The sequence below is a fragment of the Acinetobacter sp. ESL0695 genome, assembly GCF_029392135.1.
Classification (GTDB): domain Bacteria; phylum Pseudomonadota; class Gammaproteobacteria; order Pseudomonadales; family Moraxellaceae; genus Acinetobacter; species Acinetobacter pollinis.
In genome coordinates this window covers 2,290,274-2,302,472 of the sequence record NZ_CP113932.1, presented here as the reverse complement: position 1 = coordinate 2,302,472, position 12,199 = coordinate 2,290,274, and the positions used below count along the sequence as shown (strand labels likewise).

Genomic DNA, 12,199 nt, shown 5'->3' with positions numbered 1-12,199 from the left:
AAAAGTATGTAATATGGAAATTTCAATAAACAACAAAGAGAATATACTATGACGGACGTGAAGGCTGGCAAGATCCCACATATCTTAGTCATTATGGATGGTATAGGTCATCGTGAAGCAGAACAAGACAATGCTTTTCTTGCAGCAAAGACACCTAATTTGACCGCAATGGAAGCGAACCATCCGCATAGTTTAATTTCTGGTTCGGGTGAAGATGTTGGCTTACCTGATGGCCAAATGGGGAATTCCGAAGTTGGTCATATGAACCTTGGTGCAGGACGTGTGCTGTATCAAGATTTTACACGGATTACTAAAGATATTCGTACTGGGGATTTTTTTAAGAACCAAGTCTTGGTCGATGCTGTAGAAAAAGCCAAAGCAAAAGATGGCGCTGTTCATATTATTGGTTTGCTTTCAGACGGCGGTGTACATGCGCATGAAGATCATATTGTGGCAATGTGTGAACTTGCATTGAAACGCAATGCTAAAGTGTATTTACACGCATTTACCGATGGTCGTGACACACCACCAAAAAGTGCAGAATCTTCATTAAAGAAACTAGACGCACTATTTGAACAATACCCAAATCAAGGTCGTATTGTTTCTATGATTGGTCGTTATTTTGCAATGGATCGCGATAATCGTTGGGATCGTGTAGAACAAGCATATCGTTTACTCACAGAAGGTGAGGCGGTGCGTGTGGCTGCAACGGCTGAAGAAGGTTTACAACAAGCATATGTGGCTGAAGAAACAGATGAGTTTGTAAAAGCGACTCGTATTGGTGAAAAGACACCAATTCAAGATAACGACAGTGTTGTGTTTATGAATTTCCGCGCAGACCGTGCGCGTGAATTAACACGTGCTTTTGTAGAAACAGACTTTTCTGGATTTGAGCGTAAAGTTCAACCTAAGCTTGCAGAATTTGTTATGTTAACACGTTATCAAGCGAGTATTCAGGCACCTGTGGCGTATATGCCAGAACCACTACATAATACGTTGGGTGAGTACCTATCTAATTTAGGGAAAACACAATTACGTATTGCTGAAACTGAAAAATATGCACATGTGACATTCTTCTTTAGCGGTGGCCGTGAAGATGAATATGAAGGTGAGAAACGTATTCTTATTCCATCGCCAAGTGTTGCTACATATGATTTAAAGCCTGAAATGAGTGCTTATGAAGTAACCGATAAAGTTGTTGAAGCAATTAACTCTCAAGCATACGATCTCATTGTAATTAACTATGCCAATGGTGATATGGTTGGACACACAGGTGTATTTGATGCGGCAGTTAAAGCAGTTGAAGCAGTAGATACCTGTTTAGGTCGTGTATATGACGCAGTGATGGCACAGCATGGACATATGCTTGTAACGGCAGACCATGGTAATGTTGAACAAATGCAAGATTACGAAAGCGGTCAGGTACATACACAACATACGACTGAGCTTGTACCATTTATTTATGTTGGTCCAACCAGTGCCACAATTGCAAGTGGTGGTGTATTAGCAGATGTTGCACCTACGTTACTTAGCCTCATGAAACTCCCAATCCCACAAGAAATGAAAGGCCGTAATTTAATTACGTTGAACGAGAAATAGAGGTTAATGGATGATTCACCAACTGAAAAAACTTAGGATTTTACTTGGTTTGCTTGGTTGTATGAGTTATACCAGTGCTGCCACACCAAGTGGCAGCCAAACCCCCGAATATAATGAAAATGAGAAAGCACTCTATAGCCAAGAAATTCCAATTGATGGAATTCAACGATTTGTTCAGATCTATGCACTTATTAAAGATAACTATGTGCGTGAAACCTCAGATGAAGAGTTGTTCGAACAAGCAATAAAAGGCTTAGTCAGTGGACTAGATCGTTATTCAAGATATCTTACACCAGAAGAATATAAGCAACTTGTTCAGTATACGGATGGAGATGTTGCAACTGTTGATTTTGAGCTTATTTTAGATCGTGCACAAAAACAATGGTATATACGTGGCGTCCGCTCGAACTCAGATTCTGCAAAACTGGGAATTCATAATGGAATGCCTGTTTATAAGCTAGATAATATTGAAATTAAAGATCTTACGCCTGAGCAGGTTAAAAATATTTTATTCGGTGCAGTGGGGACTGTCGTAAATATACAAGTTGCCCCAGTTGGACAACCACTGACCGTGGTTCGTAATAAAAAAATAGAAGTAGAAATTGCTGCCAACTTATTAAAAAATCAGGTTTTGGTGATTAAGATTCCTGTATTCCAACAAGAAACGGCAAATGAAATTAAGAGTATTTTGGAACAATATAAGAATACGAAATTAAAAGCAGTACTGTTTGACTTGCGTAATAATCCCGGTGGGTTGTTATCGGCCGCTGTGGAAACAGCAGATCTATTTTTGAATAATGGGACGATTGTCACTACACGAAGTCGATCGGAAGGTAGTCAGACTTTTCAAGCCTTACCCAGTAAAGAATTTGATGACCTTAAACTAGGAATATTGATTAATGGCCGTTCTGCTTCGGCAGCAGAAGTTTTTACTGCGGCATTAAAAGAACATCAACGTGCTTGGGTACTTGGCGAAAAAAGTTATGGAAAAGGGGTTGTACAAAAGTTATTTCCATTATCGAATGGTGCAGCAGTACAAATGACGGTTTCTCATTACTTTACCCCGAATAACAATATGATTGATGGCCGAGGGATACAACCGAATCAAAATATCCCTAGACCGCCAACTATGAAAGATAATGTTTATATAGAGACGATCTCTGAGGCATTACTTAAACATTAACCTTCATCTAAGCCAAACTTTTTTAGGCGATATCGTAAAGAGCGAAAAGACATATTGAGTTTTTTAGCAGCCTGTGTTCTATTCCAGTAAGTTTTATTTAGCGTTTCTATAAGAATTCTTTTTTCAATCGCTTCTAAGTAAGGTTCTAGACCATCTGCCCAAACCTTTTGCATTTCAATTTGAGTTGAGTCATCGGTATACGTAGTAGGGTTGATGACAGGAGTACTTATAGGTTGTGGAGGTGTTTCCACCTGTGGTGTAGGTTTATGTATATTAATAGATTTTAAATTAATATCACTAATTGCATGTCCATCGGACAAAGTAATAGCACGTTCGATAATATTGCGAAGTTCGCGAATATTTCCTGTATAGCGTTGTTTCATAAGCCAGTCTTTGGCTGAAATAGTAAATTCTTTTGTTGGAATTTGCCATTCTGTACATATTTTTTCTAAGAAGTGTTTTGCAAGCAAGATAATGTCTGCACCGCGTTCTCTTAACGGAGGAAGTTGAATGTCCATGACATGTAAGCGGAAAAATAAATCTTGTCTAAACTTTCCTTCCTGAATAAGTTGCTCTACATTTTGATGTGTCGCACTAATAATGCGGAAATCTACAGGAATTTCGGTATCTGAACCAATCGGGCGAATACATTTTTCTTGTACTGCACGTAAGAGCTTCACCTGCATATTCATGGGTAGCTCTGCTATTTCATCTAAAAAGAGTGTTCCACCATCTGCCGACTGTATAAGACCAACTTTATTTTGTGTGGCACCCGTGAAGCTTCCTTTTACATAGCCAAATAATTCACTTTCCATGAGGTCTGCTGGAATGGCACCACAATTAATTGGAACAAAAGTAGACTCTTTACGATGGCTAAGAAGATGAACCAATTTTGCGATAACTTCTTTTCCTGTCCCTGATTCGCCCATAATAAAGACAGGAGCTTGTGTCTTAGCTACTTTTCTTAAAGTATCTCTGAGGGTATTCATCACAGGCGATTGACCAATAAGTAACTTATACTCAATGTCTGATGAATTTAGTTTTTGTTCTGCTGCCTTGTTTGAAAAAGCTTTTTCCAAAAGGTTTTTAAGAGACTCTAAATTGATGGGCTTGCTCAAAAAGTCAAAAGCACCTGCTTTTAATGCAGCAATTGCAATTTCCATATTGCCATACGCACTAAGTACGGCAATTGGCAAATCGTGATAGTGATCAGTCACATATTTGACTAATTCTAATCCACTTTCATCGGGAAGGTTTAAGTCAGTGAGGCAAGCATCATACTTATGTTTGCTAAGCTTCTCTTTGGCTTGTGCGACATCATGTGCAATATCACAATAAATATGAATACGTTTTAAGCTCATTTGGATGAGCATACATAGATCCACTTCATCATCGACGAATAAGATTTTAGGATTATTTATTGTCATCTTGTCTCAATCATTTCTATACCACAACCAGTGGGCACTCAATGCGAAAGCATGTTGCATGCTTTAATTTTATATAGTTTAACGTTGCTTGGTTTGCATCACATAAACTACGTGATAAATACAAGCCTAGCCCAGTCCCATTAATTTCAGTTGTAAAAAAAGGTGAAAATAAGTTTCTAATGTGATGTTCAGGAATGCCCGAACCAAAGTCGATAATATCTATAACAGCATATTGATTTTTTGTATAAGCTTTTACTTCTACGGTAGCCTGCTCTTTTGAAGTATGACGTAATCCATTGCGTATTAAATTAATCAAAATCTGTCTTAGGTGCGTTTCATCAAATTTAATATAAATTTGTAGCAAAATAGATAATTGAATTTGGTCTTTAGGTACATCAGAGAAATCATCTTTTAAACATTCTATCAGAAAATGGTTTAAAAGAATTGTTTTTGTAATAGGGGTTTGGCTTCGTGCCATATCTAGAGTAGATTCAATTGTATGGTTAATTCTAAGGCTTTGTTTCGAAATCATGTTTTGTAACATGGCTCTTTCACTGTCATCTGCATCTGCAAGTAATTCATTGGCTTGAACAATACTAGCCAAAGGGTTACGAATTTCGTGAGCAATGCTTGCAGAAAGCTGTCCTAATGCAGCAAGTTTTAATTGTTGTACATGGTCATTAAATTTTTGTGCATCTTGCATAATAAAAAGTGTAAGTAACTGCTGAGGAACTTTTAGTTTCTGTATTCGGATATGAATCTGCTTGGTTAACCCTTGTGGCTCGAATATAAAACGCTCTCCTTGACTGAGCCGATTAAAGATAATGTACTCATATAATTCTGGTTGAATACTCTGTAATGGTGTGTCTTTAATGGGTTGAGCTGCTTCTATATTTAATAATTCATGAGCTGCTGGATTCACCAAAATGACATGTTGTTTGTCATTAATGACTAAATATCCCATATCGACTTGTTCAAGGATATATTGATTTAGATCTTGCAGTTGAAGAATAGCAATAGATTGTGAGTTATTTACTTTTGTTAAGTTTTCAAAACGTTTGACAGTAAATTGCGCTGTGAAGTAAATAACTAAAAATAAAAATGCAAGAAAAAGCGTACTACCAATATTGTTCAGATGATGGGTATATAGCCATGAGTCTATAAATGGAATATAAACAACAGAAATAATAGAAAGCAGTGTTAAAGAAAGTGCCTTTCGATGAGATAACAGTAAATTAGTAATAAAGATTGTAATTGCAAATAATAAGCTGATATGAAGGTTTGGCGCACCTTGTGCAAAGGTGAGTAAACTAAAACAAGAGACATCGATAATACTAAAAAATATAATTTTTTTAGGTAAAAGCGACTGACTTAAATATAAGAGTAAGAATTGAAGTAGACTAATAAAGGTATATACAATAAGGGTGATGATATAAAATGTCTGATATTTATAGTCATCTGTCGATTGAGATAAATTTAAAAAGAAAATTGCAAGTAAACCACTTGCAATAATCAGTCGATAAATACCATACCATAATCCGAGACGGCGAAAGCTAAAAGAATCGGAAACAACACGCATGATGGTATTTAAGGTTGAACGAGGTTATAACGAATCGCAAGATGCGTTAATTTGACGTCACTATCGATATTTAATTTTTCAAAGATGCGATAGCGATATGTATTTACAGTTTTTACGCTGACAAAAAGCTTGTCTGCAATATCTTGCGCGCTATGACAACTTACAACCATCATGGCAACTTGCATCTCTCGCTCAGAGAGTTGATCAAATGGTGAGAGTTGTGTATCTGCTAAATATGAACTTGCCAGTTGCTCCGCAATATCCGCACTAAAATACTTACCACCTTGGCTTACTTTTTTTATCGCACGTACCATTTCTTCAATGGGTGCGCCTTTGGTAATGTAGCCTTTGGCACCTGCTTTTAAAACCAAAGAAGGGTAAGGTTCTTCAGATAGCCCACTGACAGCAATAATTTTAGTGGTTGGTATACTTTGAACGAGACGACGGGTCGTTTCTATTCCTCCAATGCCAGGCATATTTACATCCAGTAAAATAATGTCTGGCTGATTTTTTCGTGCAAGCACGAGAGCATCTTCTCCTGATTCAGCTTGTCCCACTACTTCGATATCGACCTGATCGGTGAGCATTCGGCAAATGCCTGTTCTTACCAATTCATGGTCATCTACGACTAAAACTGAAATCACGTTCTGGTTACCTCATGAATTGAACTTTTTTGTTACATAAATTTGTTACATAAAGCAAATTAAACTTGCAATCACAACACAAAATTAGCAATGCTATCCTAAAATATTACCTGAAATTTATGCATAATTACTGGTTTTATACAAATCAGTGCCTTGTGCAAATGTAAGGCATATTCGTGGTAATAAGCAAATTTATCTTATCACCTTTTTAGTCGAGTGAAATATTGTGAAAAGTTTAAAGAAGTCTTTGGTACACATGTTAAGTGTACCCCTTTTACTGGGATTAAGTTGCTATAGCTTTGCAGATCTTACAATCGATGGAAAGCCGCCTGTTCATCAAAATTTTTCAACACATGATGTCAAAGAGCTATTGGCAGATGATGATGAGATAAATATTGCGCCACAAGGCAGTACCACGACATCTACAACATTGCGTCCTGCACAACCAGGCGTTGTAGATACTAGCTTCATGAATAATGCAGGTCCAAGTGTTCATGCAGGTTCTGCATTGGTGATGGATGCACAAACGGGTGAAGTACTGTTTAGTAAAAATAGTAGTTTTTCCAGGCCGATGGCATCGATTACTAAGTTGATGACAGCAGTCGTGACAGCAGATGCACATTTAGACATGTCTGAAAATATTACATTAGAGCCAATTGATTTTGATGGTCCTAAAAAGGCAAGTACCAAATTGCGTGTTGGCGACAAAATGAATCGTGCAGAAGTGTTATTGGTTGCACTGATGAAGTCTGAGAATCCTGCTGCTGCCGCGCTAGCAAGAACTTATCCAGGTGGAAAACCCGCATTTATTGCAGCCATGAACGCAAAAGCACGTGAACTAGGAATGAGTTCAACGCATTACTTTGAATCGACTGGTTTGGACCCACGTAATGTTTCTTCTGCAAGAGACTTAGCAATTTTAGTGACTCAAGCTTATAAGTATGGCGTGATTCGTCAGTTCTCATCTACACCACATTACGATTTTAATTTAGGGTATAGAATGCTAAATGCCAGTAACACAAATGCATTGGTACGTAATGGCGGATGGAATATTAATCTTTCAAAAACAGGCTTTATTAATGAAGCAGGGCGTTGTGTTGTTATGCATACCACTGTTAATTCACGTCCTGCTGTAGTAGTGTTGATGGGTGAACCAACCACACAAGCTCGAAATACAGATGCAACACAGCTCCTCAACTGGCTTACAGGTTTACCAAAAGACACCTGATTTTTTATATAGACTCGCTTTTTACAATAAAAAAATCCCTGTGTGCTCACAGGGATTTTTTTATTGCGAAGAGATAGTTTATTTATCCATATGAGACAAGATTGAGTTTTTCACATCATTCATTGTCGCATCAATGGTAAGCATAACTGCATCGGCACATTGTTTAATGGCTGTATCTGGATCTTTAAGACCATTACCTGTTACAGTACATACAATTACTGAACCTTCAGCAATTTTTCCTGCTTTAATGTCGCGAATTGCGCCACCAATAGAAGCTGCAGATGCAGGTTCTACAAATACACCTTCGTACATTGCTAGCATACGCTGTGCATCTAAAATTTCACTGTCTTGTAGTTCATCAAACCAACCATTTGAATCTCGTACAACCGCTTTTGCATGATTCCAACTTTGTGGATTACCAATACGAATAGCCGTCGCTACAGTTTCAGGTGCCTCAATCGGAGCACCACGTAAAAATGGAGCTGCGCCTGATGCCTGATAACCTACCATTTTAGGTAAGCCTTCTGGTTTAGGGCCTGTAAACTGATCTGTTGTTGGATCATAAACAACTTGTTCAAATGCTTCTACAGGTTGATCTGCAACAGCTTCTGTATAACCCATCCAATGCGCAGTAATGTTTCCTGCATTACCTACAGGTAGGCAATGGTAGTCAGGAGCTTTTCCTAAAGCTTCTACAATTTCGTAAGAAATCGTTTTTTGACCTTGCAGACGGTAAGGGTTAATCGAGTTCACAATTGTTACAGGTGCTTGATCTGCCATTTCTTTGACAAGACGCATACCATCATCAAAGTTACCACGAATTTGCATGGTAATTGCACCGTACATCATGGCTTGTGCCATTTTACCCATTGCAATTTTGCCTTCAGGAATAAGTACGAATGCTTTAATTCCTGCACGAGCTGCATAAGCTGCTGCAGCAGCAGACGTGTTACCAGTAGATGCACAAATAATCGCTTTTGAGCCATCTTCAACTGCTTTTGTAACCGCCATAGTCATACCGCGGTCTTTAAAAGATCCTGTTGGGTTAAGGCCTTCATATTTCACATAAATTTCAACATCTTTGCCAATAATACGTGGAATATTTTCAAGTTTAATCAGTGGTGTGTTTCCTTCACCTAAAGAGATTGCACGTGTAGTTTTTGATACAGGTAGACGGTCGCGGTAGCGATCTACAAGTCCAGTATAGCGATTGGCATTAGACATGATGTTGTTCCAAGAAGATGTGTAAAACATGCGAGACAATAATCAGCCTCGCAACTGAGCTTAAATTAATTTTCCAGAGATTCCAAGCGGATTCGAGTCACTTCGCCGTGTGTTGCAGGCAATGCTTGGATTTTAGCAATGGCTTCATCCATTTTTGATTCAACAATTGGATCGGTCATAATGACGACAGGAACACGATTTTTTAAACGTGGTTGTTGCATAATGGCATCGATACTGATCCCACACTGACTTAAAATAGTCGTAATGTCTGCTAAAACGCCTTTGTTGTCATCAACATTGACACGTAGGTAGTATGCAGTGGTCATTTCCTCACGTTTTAGAATTTGAATATCTTCAAGTGATTCAAATGCAAGCTGCGGAATTGTCCCTGAGCCATCTTCGGTGTACGAAATATCACGAACCAAGTCAATAATATCTGCAACAACAGCAGATGCAGTTGGGCCACCACCTGCACCCGGACCATAGTACATAGTTTGACCAACAGCACTTGCCTTAACAGAAACAGCATTTTGAACACCGTTTACATTTGCCAAAGGCTGTTCTTCAGGAATAAGTGTTGGATGAACACGCAGTTCAATACCATTTTCTGCACGACGTGCAATTCCTAAATGTTTAATACGGAAGCCAAGTTCTTCTGCGTATTTTACGTCTTGTGCTGTAATTTTACTAATACCTTCGGTATAGACTTTGTCGAATTGTAATGGAATACCAAATGCGATAGAGGCAAGTAAAGTTAATTTATGTGCTGCATCAATGCCTTCAACATCGAATGTAGGATCTGCTTCTGCGTAGCCTAAAGCTTGAGCTTCTGCAAGTACATCTTCGAACTGACGAGATTTATCACGCATTTCAGTCAGAATAAAGTTACCTGTACCATTAATAATACCAGCTAACCAGTCAATTCGGTTTGCTGCAAGTCCTTCACGCATGACTTTAATAATAGGAATACCGCCTGCAACCGCAGCTTCATATGCAATTTGTACGGTGTTATTGTCAGCCGCTTCAAAGAGTTCATTGCCTTCTTCAGCAAGTAAAGCTTTGTTTGCTGTAACAACCTGTTTTCCATGTTTTATTGCTTCTAAAATTAAATCATGTGCAGGTTGAATACCACCAATGAGTTCAACAACGATATCTACATCGGGTTGGCGAACAATTTCAAATAGATCTGCACTTTGTTGAATACCTTCCAAATTGAGATCTGGGCGTGGACGGCGAGTGCCTACGTGAGTAATTTGAATTTCTCGACCTGTACGGCGTTTAATTTCTGTGGCATTTTCTTGTAATAATTGAAGAACTCCACAACCAACGGTACCAAGACCAAGTATAGCCAGACGAACTGGTTTCACGTCACACTCCAAAATAAATTAGCAAATGATCTTAGATCATAGCTAAAAAAATCGGCAGAGTGTAGGTGAAGATTCGCGAATCTTCACCTATTTTAGTATTATTTTTCTAATTTTTTGACAATATCATCGGCTGAAAGGTAACCACCTAGGTAATGACCGTCTTGACTATATACAGCAGGTGTACCATTTACACCGATATTTAGGCCAAGTGCATATTGTGATTTGACTGGGTTTTGGCATTGTGTTTGTGGAATATTTTCACCTTTTACCACTGAAGCAAATGCAGCTTGGCGATCTTTACTACACCAAATACTTTCCATCATTGGGAGGAACTGATCGCCACGAGGCCATGCAATGTAACGAACCTCAATACCTTTTGCTGTAATTTCTGGCAGTGATTCATGAAGTTTATGGCAGTAAGGGCAGCTTGCATCTGTAAATACATAAATTATATGTTTTGTCTGACCTTGAGCAGGATAAACAATAAGATCTTTTACATTCAATTGTTCAAAGAGTTTTTGGTTTTCTTGTGCCTGCAATCCTTCACTTACGTTATGTAGTTTTGTATCGCCTAAACGTAAAATATCGCCTTGAATAATATATTTACCATCAGATGTAGCATAAACCGATGGCATACCTTCTAAGTTTACCCAGTAAATATTTGGAACTTCCGTCTTTTTAATGTCGGTAACTTTAATTTTAATATTTGCTTTTTCCAACTGCTCTTGGAATGTTTTCATTAAGCGTTGTTTTTCATTGCGCTCTAGAATAGGTGATACGTCACCTGTTGCTGGACTTGTCGCTGTCAGTGAATCTGATTTTGTTGTTTCTGCTTTGTCTTTAGAACAACCAGACATAATGGCAGTTACAGCGAGAGTGCAAGCAAGGAGTGTTTTAGAATAAGGAAATGCCATAAAAAACTCTTTAACTGATCAAGAATAATAAAAATAATGCTTAAGCATATCAAAAAATATGATCAAGTTCGTGAAGTTTCATTACTAAGTGTGACAATCTCACATACCTGTGTTACGGGCGGGGATGATATGTCTCATGTACTTTTTGCAATCTGACTTGTGCCACATGCGTATAAATTTGTGTAGTGGACAAATCGCTATGACCTAAAAGCATCTGTACAACACGTAAATCTGCACCATGATTGAGGAGATGTGTTGCAAAAGCATGTCTTAAAGTATGTGGCGAAAGTTCAGTCTGAATATTGGCAATTAGGGCGTAACGTTTAATGGCATACCAAAAATTTTGTCGACTCATAATTCCACCATGTTGGGTTAAGAATAAATAGTCTGTACTGGTTTTATAAAGGGCAGGGCGTGCTTCATTAAGATATTTTTCAATCCACTCTGTGGCGACTTGTCCGATTGGAACGAGCCTTTCTTTATTACCTTTACCAAGAATGCGTAAATAGCCTTGTCTTAAGTTGAGTAGCTCGATGCGTAAATTAATGAGTTCACTTACACGTAGACCGCTTGCATACAGTACTTCAAGCATGGCACGGTCTCTTAGACCAAGATGTGTGTGAATATCGGGTGCTTGAATTAAAGCTTCGACATCTTCTTCACTTAGGTCTTTAGGAAGCGCTCGACCAAGCTGAGGTGTTTTATGTGTTTCTAACGGATCATCTGTACGGAGTTTTTGCTCGCGCATAAATTTGTAAAAAGACCGAAGCGCAGAGAGAATCCTTGCAATAGAGCGTGGGCTTTTTCCTTGTTTGGTCAGCTCAATAAGTACATCTGAAATATCGTCTTTACACCACTGTGATAGGGGTAAACGACTGAGTTCACTACATTGTATTAAGTCAGACAAATAGGCATTACGTGTATGTGGGCTGACGGTTTGTGCAACCAAATAATCTCTATACCCAATTAAAAAAGAGAGCTTTTTCGGTATTTTGACAGGCGCAGGTACGCGAGGTTTTTTATTGTTTAGCATG

The 12,199-nt window shown here is 38.4% G+C and carries 10 protein-coding genes; 3 read left to right on the top strand and 7 right to left on the bottom strand.

Features of this window, described 5'->3' with window-relative positions; all coding sequences use genetic code 11:
* The first annotated feature begins 48 nt into the window (after positions 1-48).
* Both gpmI and OZX61_RS11065 read left to right on the top strand, forming a co-directional pair.
* Positions 49-1,599 (top strand): 2,3-bisphosphoglycerate-independent phosphoglycerate mutase, encoded by a 1,551-nt coding sequence (gpmI, locus tag OZX61_RS11070; RefSeq protein ID WP_277094805.1) that lies wholly within the window; start codon positions 49-51, stop codon positions 1,597-1,599.
* A 10-nt stretch (positions 1,600-1,609) separates the two neighbouring features.
* On the top strand, positions 1,610-2,782 hold the full coding sequence (locus tag OZX61_RS11065; RefSeq protein ID WP_277094804.1) for a S41 family peptidase: 1,173 nt from the start codon (positions 1,610-1,612) through the stop codon (positions 2,780-2,782).
* On the opposite strand, the gene OZX61_RS11060 is transcribed toward OZX61_RS11065, so the two are convergent.
* The 3 genes from OZX61_RS11060 to OZX61_RS11050 are packed head-to-tail and all read right to left on the bottom strand — an operon-like array spanning position 2,779 to position 6,432.
* Entirely contained in the window at positions 2,779-4,209 is a 1,431-nt protein-coding gene (locus OZX61_RS11060; RefSeq protein ID WP_277094803.1) for a sigma-54 dependent transcriptional regulator, read from the bottom strand. The genes OZX61_RS11065 and OZX61_RS11060 overlap by 4 nt on opposite strands.
* Before the next feature lie 16 nt (positions 4,210-4,225).
* Positions 4,226-5,788, bottom strand: coding sequence for a HAMP domain-containing sensor histidine kinase (locus OZX61_RS11055; RefSeq protein ID WP_277094802.1), 1,563 nt, complete (start codon positions 5,786-5,788; stop codon positions 4,226-4,228).
* Between the two features lie 8 nt (positions 5,789-5,796).
* Positions 5,797-6,432: a response regulator gene (locus OZX61_RS11050; protein WP_195771558.1), complete on the bottom strand. Its 636-nt coding sequence runs from the start codon at positions 6,430-6,432 to the stop codon at positions 5,797-5,799.
* 226 nt (positions 6,433-6,658) lie between these two features.
* Here OZX61_RS11050 and OZX61_RS11045 point away from each other — a divergent pair, with 226 nt between their 5' ends.
* Positions 6,659-7,660, top strand: coding sequence for a serine hydrolase (locus tag OZX61_RS11045; RefSeq protein ID WP_195771559.1), 1,002 nt, complete (start codon positions 6,659-6,661; stop codon positions 7,658-7,660).
* Positions 7,661-7,738: 78 nt separating this feature from the next.
* Here OZX61_RS11045 and thrC read toward each other — a convergent pair whose 3' ends face one another.
* The 4 genes from thrC to xerD form a co-directional block, all read right to left on the bottom strand.
* Entirely contained in the window at positions 7,739-8,884 is a 1,146-nt protein-coding gene (gene thrC / locus OZX61_RS11040; RefSeq protein WP_195771560.1) for a threonine synthase, read from the bottom strand.
* 65 nt (positions 8,885-8,949) lie between these two features.
* On the bottom strand, positions 8,950-10,251 hold the full coding sequence (locus tag OZX61_RS11035) for a homoserine dehydrogenase (RefSeq protein WP_195771561.1): 1,302 nt from the start codon (positions 10,249-10,251) through the stop codon (positions 8,950-8,952).
* A 98-nt stretch (positions 10,252-10,349) separates the two neighbouring features.
* Entirely contained in the window at positions 10,350-11,165 is an 816-nt protein-coding gene (locus OZX61_RS11030) for a DsbC family protein (protein ID WP_277094801.1), read from the bottom strand.
* A gap of 112 nt (positions 11,166-11,277) precedes the next feature.
* Complete coding sequence (gene xerD / locus OZX61_RS11025) at positions 11,278-12,198, bottom strand: site-specific tyrosine recombinase XerD (protein WP_195771563.1); 921 nt, start codon at positions 12,196-12,198, stop codon at positions 11,278-11,280.
* Position 12,199: the final 1 nt, after the last annotated feature.

What these genes read in the sequence shown, in the direction of transcription:
- gpmI (WP_277094805.1), top strand. Translation starts at nt 49, where the DNA reads ATGACGGACGTGAAGGCTGGCAAGATCCCACATATCTTAGTCATTATG.
- OZX61_RS11065 (WP_277094804.1), top strand. Translation starts at nt 1,610, where the DNA reads ATGATTCACCAACTGAAAAAACTTAGGATTTTACTTGGTTTGCTTGGT.
- OZX61_RS11060 (WP_277094803.1), bottom strand. Translation starts at nt 4,209, where the DNA reads ATGACAATAAATAATCCTAAAATCTTATTCGTCGATGATGAAGTGGAT.
- OZX61_RS11055 (WP_277094802.1), bottom strand. Translation starts at nt 5,788, where the DNA reads ATGCGTGTTGTTTCCGATTCTTTTAGCTTTCGCCGTCTCGGATTATGG.
- thrC (WP_195771560.1), bottom strand. Translation starts at nt 8,884, where the DNA reads ATGTCTAATGCCAATCGCTATACTGGACTTGTAGATCGCTACCGCGAC.
- OZX61_RS11030 (WP_277094801.1), bottom strand. Translation starts at nt 11,165, where the DNA reads ATGGCATTTCCTTATTCTAAAACACTCCTTGCTTGCACTCTCGCTGTA.
- xerD (WP_195771563.1), bottom strand. Translation starts at nt 12,198, where the DNA reads ATGCTAAACAATAAAAAACCTCGCGTACCTGCGCCTGTCAAAATACCG.